The organism is Echinicola marina (genome assembly GCF_020463795.1).
Lineage (GTDB): Bacteria > Bacteroidota > Bacteroidia > Cytophagales > Cyclobacteriaceae > Echinicola > Echinicola marina.
The window spans coordinates 472,818-491,723 of record NZ_CP080025.1 but is presented as its reverse complement, the minus strand read 5'-3'; the positions used below and the strand labels follow the sequence as shown (position 1 = coordinate 491,723).

The window sequence follows — 18,906 nt, the reverse complement described above, 5'->3', positions numbered from 1 at the left end:
AAGAAAGGGGTATTTCTACTTATCCGCACTGCTCACATAAATCAAATTTAAAGTGATTCTCCCAAAGCAATTTTAATATGGGCAAGGTGATGGTCTACATGCCATGCTGACATCGCTATGGCTTGTGCTTGATTGATGGTGAATTTCCGTACCGGATGATAGTATTGGATCTTCAATGTCGCATCATCTAATGACCTAAGAAGAAACACATATCTTTTATTTATTCCTTCAAACATCATCAATGAATCTTCAACAGGCGCTTTGGTTCCATCAGCGGTTCCGGCCCAGCCATCCATATCAATAAGCGTCACTTCCTTGTAATTTGGCTCTGTCAATGCTTTTTTCATCCTCAAAAAATGAAGCAATTGGATATCCGCTACATGATGGATTAATTGCTGGATAGTCCAACTCCCTTCACGGTAAGTTTTGTTCAGGTCTTCAGGTTTCAGACTTTCGACTATTTTTCTGTACTTGGCGGGTGCAGATTCATTGATGATGATAAGTTTGTTCAATTCATCACTTGAATAAGATTCTTTTTTCTCAAAATGGCCAATAGGGAATTTTAATCGGTTTAAGTCACTTACATTTTCCATGCTTAAAATTAAAAAATACTGTCAGAATATCTTGGTCAATTAAAAGAAAATGGATCGGTTCTTTTTTAGAGTAATGATTAAAAAACAACTCGAGTTCATGGGGTACATTCCCAAGATGCGGGTTTAAGTAAGTGATTTGAAGAGAATGGTGAACTGTCAGGTTTTATGGTTAAATGAGTAGTTGAGGGAGTTTAATCGATTTTGATAGGTTTGTAAATAGATTTTTTTTGCTTCTTCACTCATAAAACTTCTGGAAATTAAATCTTTAACCTCTTTGTGTTCAGTTTTGAAATCCCCTAAAATCTTCAGTGCCCTTGTCTTTAGAATTCCTAACCTTATTCCAAATTCAAGGAAATCATCGTACGCATAAAACCCATTGGCGTTATAGCTTTCGGTCTCATAATCGTTTTTGAAAAGCCCATCTTTTAAAGCGAGTTCTGGGTCTTTTACATGGAGTCGGGAATTTGTAAGGTCATAGGCAGGACTCAATTGGTAATCTCCTGCAGGGGTTTCCAAAAGGCTGAAGTTTTTCAGGTGGGCATCTCCATTGGAAAACAGGAAATTGAACAGTACCAATTTGTAGAAGTTTTCCAAAGCGATGGGAGCAGCAGCGGCATATTGTTTGATAAGGTCTGCAATACCCTCATAACTGTAATTGTATTTGAATTCATCACCATCGGTTTCCTTTGTTTTACCCGCTAGTGTGGCAAAATCCTCGATCCCTAATTTTCTTCCGTTTTTTAATACATCAAACCTTTTGGTGAGATAAGCGGGTTCTCCATTTTGAAAGAATATCAAGGCATTTTCAGCGGTTGTCAATCCATACACTTGCTTGGCTATCTGCATGGTCAGGTGCTCATTTGCGGGAACCTGGTCCACCCTTTCCAAATCCCTAGGGATTGGTTTAAGGATATAAGTGCCCTGTTCACCTGCTTTGGTCAAGCGGATAACTCCTTTATCCCAAATAACAGATAGTTTTTCCTGGACTCCGGAAATGGAAATCCGTTTCCGATTATCCATCAAGGCTGCCATTTCCTCATCATTGCTGGGCTGATGACTCTGGTAAGGGAGAAAATGGCTTGTTTTTCTTCCCTCAAACATATGCCTGATGCATCGGGTACTATAAGTCTCGTGATCGGGTGCTAGTGTGCCAGGGCAGTTTGTAATCTTAATCATGGTTCATTTATGGGGTGGACAGTGATGGGGCCAATGGTTTCTTTGTCAGCGGTGCGCAGTAAAAGTCCAAAATAATCGGATTCATCAAGCTGGTATTGACGGGCTTGGAGCTTTAAGTTTACGCCTTCAGAAAGCATATTGAAAAAGACAGGAAATAGGTGTTCTGATCGATAATCTTTTTGGCTTTTGGGCAAAGTAAGGCTAAGCGCAGGTTTTTGGGGATCATCAAACCAGGTTTGGTCATATGAAAAGGTGTACTTTTCAGGGCCTTCTTTGGTTAGCCAGCCTACCAATTCTCCGTTTCTTAATACCTTGGCCCTTTTCATCGATCAGTTACTTTTTTGACAGCGATTGAAATTTCCAGTCCCAGGATATTGGCAATTTTGTTCAAGACCCTTACCGAAGGGTTTGCCTCACCTCTTTCGATTTTGTAGAGGGTGTTGATGCTGATTTGGGCCATTTCCGCTAGATCTGGTTGGGTGATGTCCAACATTTTGCGACGCTCCCGAATGCTATTCCCTATCTCATTAATTGTCATTATAATGTGATTTTTGATAAAAATAGCAAAATGTTGATTGTAAATCAATACAAATCACATTATAGTGTGAAAATTGATGTGTATCCTATTAATTTGATGGGATAGGTTAGTGTTTTTCATAGTATAATGTGAAAAATAATTTGTGTTTTAATAATTGTCGATTGATACATTCAATTAAGAAAGGGGGTATTTCTACTTATCCTCACTTCTCACATAAATCAAATGACAAGCATCCAAAACCAGGTGAAATACCATGTCATAAAAATAATGGTCACCTTTGAGTTCATAAGAAGGCTTTAAGTCTCCTATTGTGCAAAGACTCCATTCATTCAATACAGTGAGCAGTTTTTTAGGTTTGGGGTCGATAAAAAGCATCTTTAGGTTAAGGAGTGGATCCAAGGAATCTTTAGGGTCGGTGGAATAGGGTAAATAGGGCAGGATATGTGAAAGTTTTCTGCTCTTTTTTAAAACTGCTTTGGGGACCAGATTGGATTTCGAGATGGTTTTTACCTTTAACTGTGGGTGGTTTTCCTGTGAAATCAGAAAGGCCGCTTCAATCAGCTTGGCGAAATCCTGCTTAAAATTAAAAGCATGGCTTACGGACTCCCAATAAGTAACCAGCCCCCCATGGATTATTTTGATGGATAAGGCTCCCAAAGCTGCCCTAGCTTCAGGTAAGGCATATTTTTGGTTAAAAAAATGTGTAAAGAAGGCCGGTAAATCTTCTTTCTCGGATTGGGAGAGGAGCGAGGGGATATAAGTCTCCTCATCTGTGGAAAAGACCTGATCGGCAATAAGGGGCCGACTATTATTCCCAGTATTGAAATTATTGATCACTAGCATAGCTTAAAAGTTTAGATGAAACATGGGGAGAAGTTCATCTTTAATCAGTAGCTAGAAAATTCTCTAAGAGGATAATTTATTTGACCACTACGATCACTTTAGATTCTTTCTTTTACATGTCAGTATATTTTTTGTTATGCCATGTAAAATCGGGTCTGATTTTCGGATTAAGTATTCTGTAGGAGGATATTTTAAAAACATTTAATTTTTCACCTTTTCAAATGAATTAATAGTTTGAAAGAAATTCTTATTTTTTTTAATAGGATTTTTAAGAAACTCATCAAGATGTTTATCCAACAATGTTGTTGCAAACTGAAACTCATTAAATATTTTAATCTGCTCTTGCTCAAACTTACTGTTTAGGTAGTAATAAATGAAGATTCTTTCATATTTCCCCATTCCTGATTCCAGAGTTTCAAAGTATTCTTCTTTCTTGTACTTTAAGCAAAAGTTTAAGATAACTTTCAGTATCCTCCCATATTTCCCCATATGTTCTTCATTGTTAGAAACATCAATAAGATAGGATATGATTTGGAAGTTTATCTCTTCAACCTTCCAAGGTTCTGGACGAGGTATAATTTCTTCTCCATGCTCCTTCATGAAGTTATTGCCTTTATCCGTCCCAGGCTTGGTCTCTGGCCATTCCTTTTCAGCCCAAGAAACCATTCTTGAAAGTCGTGATTTAAAGGCTTTCTCACCTTTGTCGTTTTCTGATTCCCAGTATGATACACTTAAAGCTGCATTCTGATATTCTTTTAACAATTGAAAGAACCAATTATCTACCTTTTGTTCACTATGGATTTCACTTTGCTGAATGAATGTCAAATAGATATAAAGGAAACCAGCCAATGCAGCAAATGGACCTGCAACGCCTCCTACAAATGTCCCATATTCGTAAAAATCATATGAAAATTCTGGATCATATAATTTTCTAAAAATAGGGCATAACATTATAAATGGTACTACCCAAGCACAGGCTTTTGCAAAAAAAAACAATAAGACTATTTTTGTTCAAAACAAAATTTATTGTTGATCCTCAAAATTATTTATTTTTAATCATATCCTTTAACATCTCAATCTGCTCATCTTTCAACCGGATGATCTCCTCATTCAACCTTTTGATTTCTTCTAATGCCTCTAGCCATTTCTCTGCTGTATTGATAGTTGGGTTGATCTGAAATAGTTGCCCCGTGGCATTGTCATTAACAGTGGTTACAGTATTTGCAATAATATTCACTGCCTGCTCCTCATCAAAATTCTGGATGGCCTCAACTGGGATATGAAGGATTTCAGCCACCTGTTTTAGAATATTTTCCTCGATGCTCTCTTTTTGCTCTAGTAGGCTGATTTTCTTTTGGGACCAATCTTCTCCCAGTTCATGGGCCAAGGCATCCTGCTTGATGCCCAGCATTTCCCTAAAGCGTTTGATATTTCGTCCCTGATGGATATTTCGTGCAGCTGAATTGGTCATAACTCTTGGCTATTAAAAAACTAAAAGACAAGTTAAGGAAATTGGTGGAATTTGGGAAATGGTTTTTATAAATGGTTGGAAAAGCTGTTTTCTTATGATTTATAGGATTTTCTGAAATTGATTTATTGGTATAATTTCACCCTAATAAGCTGTTCATACTTTGTTACTTTTTTGCTGCAGGTCAAAAAAGTAACCCAAAAACCCCGCCGCTATGCATCTATTGAGCTAAAATTAAAGCCAGCCCACATGCAGGCAAACTCCTCCTGATATATAGCCTACCACCATTTTGATCTCCATTGCGTCAAACATGCCTGCCTTTTGCTTACCCTCTTCTTTAATTTCTTAACGCTCAATATATGCAAGGCGGATCATCTATCTATACATTTGAGTAATTCCCTTCAGATTTTAGCAAGGTGATTTTCTAATTCATTTAGAGCCAAAAAGGAATTAAGGAATAAGATATTCCTGTAGGAATAGTTTAGAAATAGCATGTTGAAGAAATTGTATTTGTAGCAATGATCCTTTCTAAACACAACAGGTATGAATGATCCAAGTCAATTTAAAGAAGCGCTCCTCGATAATCAGTCGATAGGACATAATATGATGACCTTTAGAAAACTGAGAGGGCATAAGGCCATGGAGCTCGCTTTCCATTTAGGAATTAGTGAGGCTGCTTATACTAAATATGAACGTGGAGAAACGAAAATCACCGTGGACCTGATTAAAAGATATGCCGATTATGTGCAGGTTGATCCCATTCATATTTTGACCATTAAGCCAGGGCAACTGATCGAGTATTTTGATGAACTCGAAAAAAGGAAAATTCAAATGGATAGCAAGCAGTTTTATACCTTACTCGAAATACTCCGAGAGCTCAAAGACAGCAATGATACCTTAAAAAGCCTGATAAAAGAGGCTATTGTTTAAACTTAACAAGAACATTATGATCAATATTCAAAAAGACGAGCTTATCATCAAATTGATCCATCAAGATCTTAAGCATAACCAGTTGGTTCAGGGATTGAATAATTTGGACTTGGATGCCGGCCATCGCCATCATTTGGGGATTATGGATTTGGTCAAGCGGCTGATGGAAGTGCCAGAACATTTGGAGAATGATTTTTTAGATACTTATATGAGCTATATGGGTAGGTGCATTGATTATCCTATTTCCAGTTTAGGTGAAGAGCTGAGGGGGGGGCGGAGGAGTGTTATGATAACCTTTAGGTTGGGATTAATTGTGGTTTTTAGTAAAGTAAAATGCTATAATTATTAAGCCAAAACTTTGAATTTATCTGTCTATTTTGTTGTTTTACAATCTAAACGCTTTTATTCATCTGAAGGCTTACGTTGTACGTAGGAGGTATGTAGGATGAGTTGGAGCGTTTTATTTTATGTTCTTACTGGATGGAATATAATTATGTTCACTTGGTGTGAAAAGCCAGTGTCTATAGGGATGAAAAAATTTGTTTAAGGGATCTCCATCTACGCTAGTAGATACTCCGATATTAAAGTTAGGTCGAATATCTCTGATCTTAGAATTTATAAACCGATAAACCTTTTCTTTTGCAACGGTTCTTTTTCCTCTTCTGTATTGACCTTCTGGTTTGTCTTTATGATGATTATTTAGCCTAAATCCCATAGATCCAAGAATAACATCGCTACATTGAAGAATAATATGTTTTTTTGAATCAACTTCGTAAATGGATTCCTTTTTAATTTGAAGATTTGCTCCCTCCAATTCAGGTAAGTATTGAAGTCCATGAATAAATCCTTTGAATTTTTTATTCTTTTCCTTTTTATCAGGGAGTGTGTCAAAATAAAGCTCTAAATCAATTAAAACATCAGAATTTATGTGTGAAAAGCCAAAGGAATGTTTTATAAATTGATAATATAGTAGGTGATATTCATTTTGTTTGTGGGTGGCTGTTAAGTTTCTTGGGATAAATCTATTGTCGGTGAACATAAGTCTAAATTTAATGATGTTCTGAGCTATGATATTAAAATAAAGTTCCATCATTTCGCAATATGCATCTACTCTATATGCGTTAATATTACTCCACTTAAGTTCTGAATCTTCCATTCCGATATCTTGTTTCTTGCTAACCAAAAGATTGTTTATTTTTTCGTAATCTTCTTTAGCAATCATAGAGCCTCCATAAAAGTTTGAGTAGTATCGATCAGATTTAACTGATTCATCACAAAAAATAAAAAAGCCTTTTTTCATTTTCGATGGTGTTTCTGGGGTTTTCTAGGCTTAAAGATATTAATTATCTTGATATTGGAAGGGGGGATGTCTCTCTGGTAGAGAAAGTTGCTTTTAAATATGATCTTGGTTTTACTGAGAGCTCGTGTGATATCAATATTTTTTTTCTTAGTGACTCTGCACTAGCATATAGCTTTTTTGAACACTTATTTGATGGCTATTAAATTATATGTGTATCCGTAAGAGTGCACGTAATAAAATATGACAATACGTGTCATTAAATTTCAAGGTATCAGGATAGTTGTTTTCTTGCATAAAAACAAGAAAAGCTATGAACCTTATAGAATTTACGGGCCATTTCCCAGATGAGGAAAGTTGTGAACAATACATCAAGAAATACCGTGAGAAAAGCGGTATACGGTGCAAAAACAGTGAGAAGATAACCCGACACTATTGGTTTGCCAACGGCAGGTTTTTCGAATGCAGCAGTTGTCGGAGACGTTCTTCTCTTAAATCAGGGACGGTAATGGAAAACAGCAAGCTTCCGCTCCGTATCTGGCTATTGGCCATGCTGTTTATGTCGGCGACCAAGAAAGGGTTTTCCTGCCTTGAGCTCCAGCGGCAACTGGGGCTTAGCCGATATGAGACCACTTTCCGTCTGATGCACAGGATACGGTCAGCCATGGGACAACGAGATGAGCTTTATATCCTCAGTGACATGATTGAATATGACGAGTGTTATATGGAAACCGTACAGGAGAACCAGATCTTGGGTCAGCTTAAACGTGGAAAAGGCAGCCAGAAACAGACCGCAGTAGCGGTGGCGGCCGAATCGGTACCCTTGGAAGACCTGGATTCCGGGCAGAAAACAAAGCGCTGTGGCTATTTCAAAATGAGGGTCATGGACAAAGTGGACTGCGAGAGTGTCAATGCCTTTATCCGGGCCAATACCGTAGGGGATGTGGTACTGTTTACAGACAAGAACACGGCCTACTCGAAAATAGAGGAAGTGGTGGCCACCCATTTGGCCGTTCCATCGGGAAAGGAGTCCGTAAACGACACCTTAAAATGGGTACACAAAGCAATCAGTAATCTTAAAAGAACCCTGTTGGGGGTATATCACATGATAACTTATAAATATTTACAGAACTATTTAAATGAGTTTGTTTACAGATTGAACCGAAGATATTTTGGCAAAGGACTCTTTGAAAGGCTCGTTATTGCGGGCACTTACCCATACGTGCAGTAAAACGGATACACATATTAAATTAAAATGATTTTACCACTTATGTATTTTTAAGTCATTCGAAATGATTGTTTTCTGTCCATAGCCTAAGAGCAAACACAAACACATTTAAATGTGTTTGAATCAATGGTTTAAGGATTTTTTGGGTGCTTATTTTTTTTAACGTTAGAAATCAATCGAAATATGCGGGTAGAACTTTGTTTGAATCATTACTTCCTGTTTTCTGCTCTTTGGTGTTTCTGTACAGTTGAGTCCAGGTTAATGATGGAAGTAAATGTTGTTTATTGAGTTTTAGCGATATTTTTTTTGATCAATTCTAAACCTCATGAGTTCAAAAATTAACTTTAAGTTTTTTTGACCCTGAAAAAAGCTCATGGCTTTTCAGTGCAGAGGAGGGATTGACTTCGTCGATCCCGTTATGAGGATTTGCAAAAGAAAGCCTATTCGCTTCGTTCATTCCGCTTTTTACATTTCACTATTTCGACGAAAAATTTTCTTAGCAGAGGAGGAGAGGACCGAGTGTTAAGAAACAGTCCGGTGGACTGTTTTAGCGAGGGGCCAGCTTGCAGGGCAGCCCCGACGACTCCAAACGAAAAAACTAGACTTTATGCCTAGCTTTTAAGTGCAGAGGAGGAGGAAAATGAACCTACTATTTAGTGTTTTGCACTAATTGATGTAAGTTGCATTAAATCAGTTGTTTGTGTATGTTTGGTGTGAATATTTGACAAGCTGTGATAGTCTGAATTTGGCCTTCGGGACCCTGAAAAGGACCCTGAAAAAGACCCTGACTTTTGGACTAACTCCTTGATATAAAAAACTATACTAAATGGAAGCATCATTAAGATTTACGCTGCGGAAGGACTTGATCAACAAAAGAGGGGAAATGCCGATTTCCCTTATAATTACATTGAATGGCCAGAAAAGAAAGATATCTACTGGTATATCAATTCTTCCTGAATTGTGGTCTGAGTCAAGTAGAAATATACTGGCTCTGACATTAAAGCAAAGGACCCAATTAGAAAAGATTCATGGAGATTTAGTCCCTCCGAAAGCAGTACTTATCAAGTACGAGTCCGAACTAAACGAGCTTAAATTCAAGATTCAAAAAATTGAGGAAGAATTTAGATTCTCAGGGATTTCATATAGTGCATCAAAAATAGTAGATAGCTACAAGGAGTCCAACGAAGAAAAAGTGGAGAAGCCCGAACCGGAGGGCTTGGTTTATGATTTTATTGACCAATATATTCAAGATAATGAATTGATCAGGGCTAAAGGCAGTTTGGTGGTGTATAAATCCCTGCGAAAGCACCTAAAAAACTTCCAGAAGAAATCCAGAAAGAAAATCCGGTTCGAGAACATGGATTATATTTTCATGCAAGCCTTTCAAAATTACTTGGTAGGATGGAAAGAAGTGAATAAGAAAACGGGAAGGGTGACCACTCTTAACAATGTTTCCATTGGTAAACAACTAAGTACCCTAAAGACCTTTTTAAGTTATGCCAGGAGAAGGGGTATCAAAGTACATGATGGCTACAAAGAGTTTACCATTAAGAAAGAAAGGCTTGAAGTAATTGCCCTTAACCAAAGGGAGTTTGATTCACTGTACAATTTGGATTTGAGAGAGAATAGAAGACTACAACAGGTTAAGGACATTTTCATTTTTAGCTGTGCTACGGGTTATCGGTATTCAGATTTGAGGCAATTGAGAAGAGAGCATATCAAGGGAGATGAGATACGCCTGACCATCACCAAAACCAAAGAGCCTTCAGTAGTGCCATTGAATAGGTATTCCCGGGAAATCTTAGCTAAGTATGAGGAACGCGTAGAGCCGTTACCCATCATATCCAATCAGAAATTCAATAATTATGTAAAGGAGCTATGTAAGCTCGCTGGCATTGATGAGCCTATAGAAATCATCAGGTACCGGGGAGCAAAAAGAGATGCGAAGGTATTCCCCAAGCACGAATTGATAAGTGCCCATACCGGGCGAAAAACTTTTGTAACATTGTCTTTGGCCAAAGGGATTCCGGCCGAAGTTGTGATGAAAATTACCGGGCATTCTGATTATAAGAGTTTTAAACGTTATATTGAAGTGGATGAACAGCGCAAAAGAGATGAAATGACGAAAGCTTGGAGCTAACTAATGTTTTTGATATGAATAATTTTAATAAAGGGATTGGGCTTAAAAGATACATTTTTGGAGAGTTATTTTTACATTATGATGGCCGACCCGGGGTGGAAAGAATTTGGATTTACAGATTTGGGTTTGATATCTTCCAAAAAGAGGATGTTCTACGATCCTGGTACCCAAAGTTGTGTGGATTTAGGCTGGTTTTTTTACCACTGCTTATTTTTTCCTTGCTTATAGGGGCTTTTGGATTGGTGTTTTATGCGTTGGCTCAATTGGATATACCAGCATGGTCCTATCTTTTTGTGTTCCTTGGTGTATTCATATGTCCGGTAGCATTTTTAATGGTTTTAATGTTTGGAAAGTCTGCAAAGAATTTGGTAGAGACGGTCTCGTTTTTCAAGTATCTAAGAGCTGGAAATAACCTAAGTAGATTCTTGTTACTGGATTTAGACGATATGGAAGGATTTGAGGAATTCTATGGTGAATTTTTGAGCCCCGTTTATTGGGGCGATTTCAAGAGGGATAAAGCAAATGAGAATACGCTTAGACAGAAATTAGTATACCTTCATTTGTTGACCTATGAATTCAATAATCTTCATGGTTTGGTTCAATATGTAGCAGACCACAGTGAGAATAAATGGGGTACCGAAAAAATATATCGAGTGTTGCAGGAGATACTGGGTGCCAATAAGGACAATATTAGAAAGGCCCAAGGAAGGATCCATCAGCACCTTGATGACTTTGGTGAGGGCGTTTTTAACAAAGATGGAGAGAAAACTAAAGAGTGCCTGGAAATTGCCAAAACCTTCTTCTCATGCACGGATAAAAATTATGCTAATGGTGTTAACATGCCTCTGATAATTGAAAGGATTGACGATGTGCTGGAAAAATATGGAAATGAGTTATGAGTGAATATCTTATGCTGGGAAAGAATAGTTTAGAACTGTGTATTGGCCGAAAATCACGTTCTAAATTTTTCTTAAACATTACCTAAACAATTAAATGGAAAAGCAAATAGAAATTTATCAAGGCAGTGACGGGAAAACTGAGATTAAAGTAAAGTTTGAAGAAGATACTGTATGGCTAAATAGAAACCAATTGACTTCTTTATTTGGTCGGGATATTAAAACCATTGGTAAACACATCAATAACATCTTTAATGAAGGGGAACTGGAAAAAGAAGCAGTTGTCGCAAATTTTGCGACAACTGCTTCGGATGGGAAATCCTACCAAGTAGATCATTATAATCTAGATGTTATTATTTCTGTCGGCTATAGAGTGAAATCCATTCAAGGTACACAATTTCGGCAATGGGCTACCTCCAGATTGAAGGACTATCTAATTAAAGGGTATGCCATTAATGAAAAAAGACTAGCACAAAAGCAACAAGAGGTTCAGACCTTGAAAAATGGGATTCGGATATTAAGCAGGGCAATTGAAGAAAAAATAGATGATACAAACTACCGTTGGCTAGGCCAGTTTGCGAAAGGATTGGAGTTATTGGATGATTATGACCATGAGAATCTTGATCAAAAGGGGGTAAGCAATGTTCAAGCTATTTATCCAACAATGTCCGAGTACCAAGAGGTTATTGAAATGATGAAAGCAGATTTTGATTCATCCATTTTTGGAAAGGAAAAGGATGCTTCTTTCCAAAGTGCCGTTGCCCAGATTGCAAAAGGATTTGGAGATGAAGACTTCTATCCGACGCTAGAGGAAAAGGCTTCCACATTGTTATACTTGATTGTTAAAAATCATGGGTTTGTTGATGGGAATAAGAGAATTGCAGCAGCGTGTTTTTTACTGTTCTTGGAGAAAAATGGACTTCTGCAAAACGAACAAGAACATTTAATCATCAGTAATGAAGCGTTGGCCAGTTTGACCTTATTTATTGCGTCCAGTAAGCCAGAAGAGGTTGATGTAGTGAAAAGGCTTGTGGTGAGCGTGTTAAATAGAAGTAGGTAGGGATGCGGCGTACTTAATTATAAAATTTAATGATTTAAACCTCCTTTTGGTTGATTGATGATTTGACGATTGAGCTTTTACTCGAAAATGCCAGTAAACAAGTTTTTCTGGCAAAAATGAGTGTTTTTAAAAAATGCCATTATATTTGCTTTATTGGCAAAATTGAGTAAATCAAAAAAATGCCAATAAATTTAAATACTGACAAATCTGAGCTATGTCTAAAATCATTGACCGTCAAATATTGAAGCAATTTAAAAGTAAAGGAAGTTTCGACCGAGATACCCTCAGTTCCTTTTTGACTGATTTGGATCCGGAAATCACCGAAAGTGCTTTAACCTGGAGAATACATGATTTGGTAAAACGAAAAGTAATTAATCAAGTGAAATTGGGGGTTTATGTCATTTCCGACAAAGAAATCTACAGACCATTTGTATCTGATAAACTGGCTAGTCTATCCAAGATTGTAGCCAAGGAGTTTGATGATCTGGATTATTGCCTTTGGAGTACCGAGTGGCTCAATGATTTTACCAGACACCAATTGGGAACCTTCTTTTACATACTGGAGGTGGAGAAGGATTTTGTAGAGGAAGTATTCAATGCCTATTCAGAATCTAGGCAGTACAGAGTGTACTTGGATCCCAAAGAGGACATCATGGAACGCTATGTGGAAAGTGAAGTTTCCATCGTTATAAAGCCGCTTATAAGTCGTTCACCAAAGCAGAGAGTTGCTGTAAAGGAGAAGTCAAAGGATAAAATCTATGTACCCACCTTGGAGAAGATATTGATTGACGTGTATAGCGATGCAGTAACCTTTTATGCTATACAAGGAAGTGAAATGGACACGCTGTTTGAAACTGCTTTAAAACACTATCAGATAAACTTTACCAAGTTAATTACCTACGCTGGAAGAAGAAATAAAGAGAAACAAATTAAAAGCTACTTAGAGAACAACTTTAGTGACTTTGTAAAGGACATTTTAGAATGATAAAAGCACATTGTTTTACAAAAGAATGGATCAACAGCTTTAAGCAGCAAAAGCATTTAAAGCGAATCAATCCTCCGATAATGGAGAAAATGATACAAGCCCTTTCTTTGTTGCAGCAACTCAAAGCCCATGGTCTAGAGTTCACATTTAAAGGTGGTACAAGCCTTGTTTTGTTACTTGCCAAATCAAGACGGTTTTCGGTGGATATTGACATCATTACCACCCAAAGTCGTGAAGAAGTAGAAGCTATCCTGGACAAAGTGGTAGCAAACTCACATTTCAATAGTTGGGACTTACAGGATAGAAGGAGCTATAAAGAAGGTGTTCCCAAAGCTCATTACAAATTTGATTATGAATCCAGTCTCAACCAAAGTGCTCATTTTGTGTTGTTGGATATTTTGTTTGAGAAAATCGATTACCCAAAGCTGTTATCGGTTCCTATTCAGTCGGAATGGATAGAATCAGAGGAAGTATTGGAAGTGGCTGTGCCTTCCATTGAATCCATTTTAGGAGATAAACTAACGGCATTTGCACCGAATACGGTCGGGATATTGTACGGCAAGGATAAAGAGCAGGAAATCATCAAACAGCTTTTTGATATAGGTTGTCTGTTTGATGAAGCAGAAAACGTAGATGAAATAGCTTTGAGCTTTGAGAAAATTGGAACCAAGGAGATCAACTACCGTGAACTTGAAATTGGTTTAACGGATATTCTGGATGATATTTTTACCACTTCCTTACTCATCGCCAAGCGAACTAAAAATACCGTAGAACTAGACAAAACCCGATTTACTGAACTCACCACAGGTATACGGAGGTTTGAAGGCTTTTTGATAGCTGAAAACTTTAAAATTGAAGATGCCATACTAGCTGCAGGTAAAACAGCTTACCTAGCTAAACAATTAAAGAACAAAGACTATTCTGCCTTTGAAAAATTTAACGGTCAGGACATCAGTAAACTAGAAATCACCGGCGAGCTGAACTTCCTGAATAAGCTTAAAAAGTCGAGAGATAAGGCAGCATTTTTCTATTGGTACAAGGCGTTGAATTAAAATGAAAACCGGATTAAAAAATACTATCCTAGTTTGATTAATGGAAGGATGACCATATTGGTATTGTCCACAATCAAGCATTAGAAAACAGTTAGGGGCGAAAATTAAAATGAGCGATAGACCATGAGACCTTTTAACCAATGTTTGGGTAGCATGCTTTGTTGTCTGGATTACAAAAAATTCTATCTCTGGCCCAAGATTTTGCAATAAGAACGAAATGAGTATTTTTGACTTAAAATTGGAGCGTTTTAACATAGCTCTTTTAGGTGGTGAAATTATAAATGACTGGATTTTTGAATATAAAAGTACTTTTTTATGCTATTATCATGTAAAAACTTATACCCTCTCATGCTACTTTTGTGTGTTCCAATCTATGGGGAGGCAGGGGCACAGGAAACGGACGAATTGCAATATAACCAAATAACCTTGTCCGATACTTCCAATACTGTTGATTCATACAAGTCGGAAATTTCAGATCGTATTGACAGCCTACAGAGCTATTATACAAAGGAGCATCCTCGGTACGATAGTTTGCTTTTTTCTATTTATGATGGGTATAAACAGCAATACGTTGACCTGGAATACCAAAATGATACAAAGAAGGCTCTCCAAATAGCACTGGCATGTGAAGCCATTTTTATTGGAGAGCTAGAGGATAAGGAACAGGCCGATCTTATTTACAATATTGCACACATTTACGATAAGGATGAACAATACCTGAAAGCCCTAAATTATTACCGTCGCTCCATTGAACGCTATGAAGCCCTACATGATGTCGAACGGCTGGACTTACGTAATGATTTGGCACTGGCTTATAACAATATCGGTGTGATACATGCCCATACGGGCTTTTTTACCAAGCGAAAGGAATGCTACTTAAAGGCCAAAGCGCTTTGGGAGTCCATGGACGAGGTGGACAAAAGTAACCTGATTTCGTTATATGGCAACTTGTTGGGGTTATATGCCAAATATGGGGATCGAGAGGCTTCCGAGGAGCTGATAACGATGATAAATGACAAATTTGACCAATGGATGGCTGAAGATTCATTTGGCAAGGGAAGGAAGGAGTTGCAGGCTGAACACCCTCCGCAGATTTATCAGGTACAAAAACACAGGTTAAATCTTCAATATTTGGGGTTTACAAACGATAGAACCAGTGGATTGGCGCATTGGGACAGCCTTAGGACGTATTTCAATAGCATGACCCTAAAAGACCAGCAACGTTATTCCGAGTACCTCTTAAATGGCGTTTATCGTGTTGCCACCTTGATGGTAGATCAGGATAATGTCAGCGAGAGAGCGGAGGAAAGGAAGTTTATTGATCTTGGAATGAAGGAAAGCAATAGATTGGGAGATCGGTATTATGAAATGATATTCCATACCCGGCTGGTGACCTTTTATGAATATGCTACTGAGGATTTCGCCAATGCACTCATCCATCTAGATAGCGCACTACAGATCGGAAAGGAAATGGATATCCGCGAGTTCAATTTGCTCAATATTTATCTCAAGAGAGGAGATATACTACAAAAATTGGGACGTTTTGAAGAAGCGGAGGAAATGGCCTATCATGGTTTTTCCCTGTTGTTGGGGGAGCCTGTGAGTGATTTGTTTACAATACAACGAGAAGATTTTGCCCAACGCAATGATATATATTACGTCGATGCACTTCGGGAGGTGGCCAAAATTTACAAAAACCAGTTTCGTAAAGGCGGAAATACTGCACATGCCCAATTGGCCTATCACTTTTACACCATAGCCGCAGACCTTTTTCATGTTTATTACCAAAAGGGTGTTTACAATCCTTGGCTGGACATGACCAATAAGGATATCACCGAAGGGGTGTTGTCCATGCATCTCGCACTTGGGATCACCGATCATGACAAGCTGGTAAATACCTTGGAAAGAAACATGTCCCAACATCTATGGAAGGAGTTTGAGGCCAAATACCAGCAATTCTTATCCGTGCCTGACAGTTTGCTTATAAAACACAATATGCTTAAGGCCAGTCTGGCCAGGGCAAAAAATGATACGATTGTTTTGGCCGAGGAACTAGAAAGGTTGGATAGGGAGCTCTTGGCAAATGAAGCTGCCATCTCATCCTATGATAAGAAATATTTTTCCTTCTTTTCCGGACAATTGGATATTAATGAATTACGGACGCGTCTCTCCGGGGAGCAGGCGATCATTAGGTATATTGCAACGGATAAAAAGCTTTTTGCTATTGTGGTGAACTCTTCAAATGTCAGTGTAGTGGAAATTGGGGAAAAGAAGCCTGTTTTTGAGTTGGTCGAAAGCTATCATGATCAAGTACAATCCATACGGGATCAGGCTGTAGGATTGTCAAGAGAATTGTATGATCGGTTGATAAGGCCGTTAGGTCTGAACGAACAGACTATTAGGCACTTGGTCATTGTTCCGCAAAGTAATCTTAATTTACTGGCTTTTGAGAGTTTGGAGAATTCCAAAACTGGTCGTTTGATGGTGGAGGATTATGAACTAAGTTATGCGTATTCATTAAAGCTTTGGGAATTGCAACAAAATGCGGGAGCATATTCTTCCCATAAAAATAGTATCGCAGCTTTTGTGCCTGAATACCCCAAGTCCTATCTGGCCGCTATGGAAGAGGACCATGTAACCCGTGGCCGGTTGACGTATTTGGAAGGGGCTTTATCGGAAGCCCAATATATTGTAGATAAACTGGGAGGAGATGTTTTCCATAAAGATGCTGCCAATAAAAATCGTTTTATAGCTTCCATAGGTCATTACCAAATTTACCATTTTGCTACCCACGCCATGGTAGATCATACCAATTATGAAAAATCGGGTATTTATTTTCAGGATGGAGAGACCCTTTCCTATTCCGAATTATATCAAATGCGTTTCCCGGCTGAAATGGTGGTACTAAGTGCCTGCAACACGGGAATAGGTGAACTCCATGAAGGGGAAGGCTTGATGAGTCTTTCCCGTGCACTTACTTATGCCGGGGTAAGAACTTCTGTATATAGCTTATGGCAGGTTCCTGATGAAGAAACTTCCATATTGATGAAGTCTTTCTATAAGTATTTGGTAGAAGGATACGGTAAAGAAGAAGCTCTTGCTATGGCCAAAAGGACTTTTTTGGATGATTTTCCCATGAAACGGCATCCGTTTTATTGGGCGGGATTCGTTCTGAACGGGAATTTGGAAGCCCTATCACTTGAGGACCGTTCGGGAAAATTCTGGAAGTGGGGCGGTTATCTGATCATTTTGCTGCTTCTATTGGGGGTAATAGTTTATACTTATCGCAAGAAGAAAGGAACAAGGACAGGAAACTAAGCCTACCGGAGACTTTTCAAGAGCTGGGCAGCTGGGTTGGCCAAGGGGTGACTGGTTTGTTCGACTTTTTGCAAATAGATTTTTGCCTTTGGTATTTGTTGATTGTCCAGGAAGGCGAGGGCCAAGTACCAATGGGCTACTTCGGTATAGCGCCCCTCTAGGGTCCAGTCTTGCTGTTCCAACAATGGAATGGCTTCTTGGGTCCTGTCGGAAGCCATCAGGGAAACGGCTTGGTACAAAAGTGCATATTCTTTACCGCCATCCCGATACAACTGCTCAAATACAGGAACTGCTTTTTCGTATCGACCTTGGTCATATAGGTGAAATGCGTGTGATTTTAAGTCATTCTCTACATTGTCATCTCCACGGACTACAGGGGCCACCACATTAGGATAAGGCTCAAAATAGGTCGTATAAAGTTGGTTTGGTTGGGAATTGATCATAGTACTGGCCAACCAGGTCAGACCAATCAATAATACCACCCCTGCAGCAACATACCACCAACGGAGACTGTAAGTCTTTGTGGGATTGTCCAGTGACTGTAAATCTGCCTTCAAATTGGCCCTTTCTTCACGGATAATGGCAGCTTTTAGCTGTTTTTGGAATTCAACCTCTGATGAAAACTCCTTGTCGATAGCCATCAGTTCCTCAAATTCGTGCAGTTGATGGGGGCTGAGACTGTTTTCAAAATATTTTTCGATCAATTTGTTTCTACTGCTTTTCATAAGCTCCCACAATCTCTTTTAATTGTTTTAAACACCTTGATTTTTGACTTTTTACCGTATCCTTTGAATCATAGCGGAGGGTCTGTTGGATTTCATCCAGTTTTTTGCCCTCGTAATAGAATAGGCGTAAAACCTCTCTGCACTTCTGGCCAAGTTTTCGATATGCTGTTTGAAGTAGGATTGCCTTTTCATCCTCCAAGTCCATTCCATACGGATCAATTTCCTCAAATAGGTTGATTTCCTCTATTGGAATGTTTACGTGAGGAGCCTTCCCCTTTTTTCTCGAATATTCCATGAGTTTATGCTTCCCAATAGCGAAAAGGTAGGTTTTGAGACTGCTTTGCAATGTTGCCAATTTTCCACTTAGGATATTTTCGTACAGTATTATGACACTGTCCTGGTAAATGTCCAGGATCATATCCTCTTCCTTAGTGTACTTTTTGGCAAAATCAACAAATTGGGGCTTGTGTATTGTATAAACCTTCCCCAGGTCCTTTTTATTACCGTTACGTATACGTTGAATGAGTCGCTCCTCTTTATTCATTTATGGTAAAATCAGGTAAAAAGTAAACACTTGGTGGCCAAAACTACAATTTTTTTTCATGTACATGTTTACTTTTTCCAACATTTCACATGAAGTATATAAAGGTTCATGTC

General features: G+C 38.4%; 19 protein-coding genes. 9 read left to right on the top strand and 10 right to left on the bottom strand.

Translation table 11 applies throughout. The features are described 5' to 3' along the window. Window positions 1-47 precede the first annotated feature (47 nt). The 7 genes from KZP23_RS02230 to KZP23_RS02200 form a co-directional block, all read right to left on the bottom strand. Window positions 48-593 (bottom strand): YfiT family bacillithiol transferase, encoded by a 546-nt coding sequence (locus KZP23_RS02230; RefSeq protein ID WP_226334512.1) that lies wholly within the window; start codon window positions 591-593, stop codon window positions 48-50. A 156-nt stretch (window positions 594-749) separates the two neighbouring features. Then, a complete protein-coding gene (locus tag KZP23_RS02225; RefSeq protein ID WP_226334511.1) occupies window positions 750-1,769 on the bottom strand; it encodes a type II toxin-antitoxin system HipA family toxin in 1,020 nt (339 codons plus the stop codon). Continuing rightward, window positions 1,766-2,095: a HipA N-terminal domain-containing protein gene (locus KZP23_RS02220; protein ID WP_226334510.1), complete on the bottom strand. Its 330-nt coding sequence runs from the start codon at window positions 2,093-2,095 to the stop codon at window positions 1,766-1,768. Before KZP23_RS02220 ends, KZP23_RS02225 begins: the two co-directional genes overlap by 4 nt. Then, on the bottom strand, window positions 2,092-2,307 hold the full coding sequence (locus KZP23_RS02215) for a helix-turn-helix domain-containing protein (protein WP_222439110.1): 216 nt from the start codon (window positions 2,305-2,307) through the stop codon (window positions 2,092-2,094). Before KZP23_RS02215 ends, KZP23_RS02220 begins: the two co-directional genes overlap by 4 nt. Before the next feature lie 192 nt (window positions 2,308-2,499). Continuing rightward, the gene (locus KZP23_RS02210; RefSeq protein WP_226334509.1) at window positions 2,500-3,150 is read right to left on the bottom strand and encodes a hypothetical protein; all 651 of its coding nucleotides are present in this window, start codon (window positions 3,148-3,150) and stop codon (window positions 2,500-2,502) included. A 201-nt stretch (window positions 3,151-3,351) separates the two neighbouring features. Continuing rightward, window positions 3,352-4,146, bottom strand: a complete 795-nt coding sequence (locus KZP23_RS02205) for a hypothetical protein (RefSeq protein WP_226334508.1) — start codon at window positions 4,144-4,146, stop codon at window positions 3,352-3,354. Window positions 4,147-4,192: 46 nt separating this feature from the next. Then, entirely contained in the window at window positions 4,193-4,621 is a 429-nt protein-coding gene (locus KZP23_RS02200; protein WP_226334507.1) for a helix-turn-helix transcriptional regulator, read from the bottom strand. Window positions 4,622-5,161: 540 nt separating this feature from the next. On the opposite strand from KZP23_RS02200, the gene KZP23_RS02195 reads away from it, so the two are divergent. Together KZP23_RS02195 and KZP23_RS02190 are read left to right on the top strand one after the other, a co-directional pair. Then, complete coding sequence (locus KZP23_RS02195) at window positions 5,162-5,548, top strand: helix-turn-helix domain-containing protein (RefSeq protein WP_226334506.1); 387 nt, start codon at window positions 5,162-5,164, stop codon at window positions 5,546-5,548. 16 nt (window positions 5,549-5,564) lie between these two features. After that, complete coding sequence (locus KZP23_RS02190; RefSeq protein ID WP_226334505.1) at window positions 5,565-5,897, top strand: hypothetical protein; 333 nt, start codon at window positions 5,565-5,567, stop codon at window positions 5,895-5,897. Between the two features lie 111 nt (window positions 5,898-6,008). Here the strand turns inward: KZP23_RS02190 and KZP23_RS02185 are convergent, their stop codons facing one another. Then, window positions 6,009-6,848 carry a DUF3800 domain-containing protein gene (locus tag KZP23_RS02185; RefSeq protein WP_226334504.1) on the bottom strand — a complete coding sequence of 280 codons (840 nt, stop codon included), beginning with the start codon at window positions 6,846-6,848 and terminating at the stop codon, window positions 6,009-6,011. 310 nt (window positions 6,849-7,158) lie between these two features. On the opposite strand from KZP23_RS02185, the gene KZP23_RS02180 reads away from it, so the two are divergent. The 7 genes from KZP23_RS02180 (at window position 7,159) to KZP23_RS02150 (ending at window position 17,524) form a co-directional block, all read left to right on the top strand. Beyond that, a complete protein-coding gene (locus tag KZP23_RS02180; protein ID WP_226332760.1) occupies window positions 7,159-8,076 on the top strand; it encodes an IS1595 family transposase in 918 nt (305 codons plus the stop codon). Between the two features lie 823 nt (window positions 8,077-8,899). Next, entirely contained in the window at window positions 8,900-10,213 is a 1,314-nt protein-coding gene (locus KZP23_RS02175; RefSeq protein WP_226334503.1) for a site-specific integrase, read from the top strand. A 14-nt stretch (window positions 10,214-10,227) separates the two neighbouring features. Beyond that, complete coding sequence (locus KZP23_RS02170; RefSeq protein WP_226334502.1) at window positions 10,228-11,112, top strand: hypothetical protein; 885 nt, start codon at window positions 10,228-10,230, stop codon at window positions 11,110-11,112. Window positions 11,113-11,206: 94 nt separating this feature from the next. Further along, the gene (gene rhuM / locus KZP23_RS02165; RefSeq protein WP_112783567.1) at window positions 11,207-12,169 is read left to right on the top strand and encodes a RhuM family protein; all 963 of its coding nucleotides are present in this window, start codon (window positions 11,207-11,209) and stop codon (window positions 12,167-12,169) included. Between the two features lie 214 nt (window positions 12,170-12,383). After that, on the top strand, window positions 12,384-13,154 hold the full coding sequence (locus KZP23_RS02160; RefSeq protein ID WP_226334501.1) for a DUF6577 family protein: 771 nt from the start codon (window positions 12,384-12,386) through the stop codon (window positions 13,152-13,154). A gap of 80 nt (window positions 13,155-13,234) precedes the next feature. Further along, on the top strand, window positions 13,235-14,206 hold the full coding sequence (locus KZP23_RS02155; protein ID WP_226334500.1) for a nucleotidyl transferase AbiEii/AbiGii toxin family protein: 972 nt from the start codon (window positions 13,235-13,237) through the stop codon (window positions 14,204-14,206). Window positions 14,207-14,554: 348 nt separating this feature from the next. Beyond that, window positions 14,555-17,524: a CHAT domain-containing protein gene (locus KZP23_RS02150; protein WP_226334499.1), complete on the top strand. Its 2,970-nt coding sequence runs from the start codon at window positions 14,555-14,557 to the stop codon at window positions 17,522-17,524. A gap of 2 nt (window positions 17,525-17,526) precedes the next feature. On the opposite strand, the gene KZP23_RS02145 is transcribed toward KZP23_RS02150, so the two are convergent. Further along, window positions 17,527-18,249 carry a tetratricopeptide repeat protein gene (locus tag KZP23_RS02145; protein WP_226334498.1) on the bottom strand — a complete coding sequence of 241 codons (723 nt, stop codon included), beginning with the start codon at window positions 18,247-18,249 and terminating at the stop codon, window positions 17,527-17,529. Continuing rightward, entirely contained in the window at window positions 18,236-18,793 is a 558-nt protein-coding gene (locus KZP23_RS02140; RefSeq protein ID WP_015264306.1) for an RNA polymerase sigma factor, read from the bottom strand. Before KZP23_RS02140 ends, KZP23_RS02145 begins: the two co-directional genes overlap by 14 nt. Window positions 18,794-18,906: the final 113 nt, after the last annotated feature.

Coding starts and splice junctions, on each gene's coding strand:
- KZP23_RS02230 (WP_226334512.1), bottom strand. CDS start 593: ATGGAAAATGTAAGTGACTTAAACCGATTAAAATTCCCTATTGGCCAT.
- KZP23_RS02225 (WP_226334511.1), bottom strand. CDS start 1,769: ATGATTAAGATTACAAACTGCCCTGGCACACTAGCACCCGATCACGAG.
- KZP23_RS02220 (WP_226334510.1), bottom strand. CDS start 2,095: ATGAAAAGGGCCAAGGTATTAAGAAACGGAGAATTGGTAGGCTGGCTA.
- KZP23_RS02215 (WP_222439110.1), bottom strand. CDS start 2,307: ATGACAATTAATGAGATAGGGAATAGCATTCGGGAGCGTCGCAAAATG.
- KZP23_RS02210 (WP_226334509.1), bottom strand. CDS start 3,150: ATGCTAGTGATCAATAATTTCAATACTGGGAATAATAGTCGGCCCCTT.
- KZP23_RS02200 (WP_226334507.1), bottom strand. CDS start 4,621: ATGACCAATTCAGCTGCACGAAATATCCATCAGGGACGAAATATCAAA.
- KZP23_RS02195 (WP_226334506.1), top strand. CDS start 5,162: ATGAATGATCCAAGTCAATTTAAAGAAGCGCTCCTCGATAATCAGTCG.
- KZP23_RS02190 (WP_226334505.1), top strand. CDS start 5,565: ATGATCAATATTCAAAAAGACGAGCTTATCATCAAATTGATCCATCAA.
- KZP23_RS02185 (WP_226334504.1), bottom strand. CDS start 6,848: ATGAAAAAAGGCTTTTTTATTTTTTGTGATGAATCAGTTAAATCTGAT.
- KZP23_RS02180 (WP_226332760.1), top strand. CDS start 7,159: ATGAACCTTATAGAATTTACGGGCCATTTCCCAGATGAGGAAAGTTGT.
- KZP23_RS02175 (WP_226334503.1), top strand. CDS start 8,900: ATGGAAGCATCATTAAGATTTACGCTGCGGAAGGACTTGATCAACAAA.
- KZP23_RS02170 (WP_226334502.1), top strand. CDS start 10,228: ATGAATAATTTTAATAAAGGGATTGGGCTTAAAAGATACATTTTTGGA.
- rhuM (WP_112783567.1), top strand. CDS start 11,207: ATGGAAAAGCAAATAGAAATTTATCAAGGCAGTGACGGGAAAACTGAG.
- KZP23_RS02160 (WP_226334501.1), top strand. CDS start 12,384: ATGTCTAAAATCATTGACCGTCAAATATTGAAGCAATTTAAAAGTAAA.
- KZP23_RS02155 (WP_226334500.1), top strand. CDS start 13,235: ATGGAGAAAATGATACAAGCCCTTTCTTTGTTGCAGCAACTCAAAGCC.
- KZP23_RS02150 (WP_226334499.1), top strand. CDS start 14,555: ATGCTACTTTTGTGTGTTCCAATCTATGGGGAGGCAGGGGCACAGGAA.
- KZP23_RS02145 (WP_226334498.1), bottom strand. CDS start 18,249: ATGAAAAGCAGTAGAAACAAATTGATCGAAAAATATTTTGAAAACAGT.
- KZP23_RS02140 (WP_015264306.1), bottom strand. CDS start 18,793: ATGAATAAAGAGGAGCGACTCATTCAACGTATACGTAACGGTAATAAA.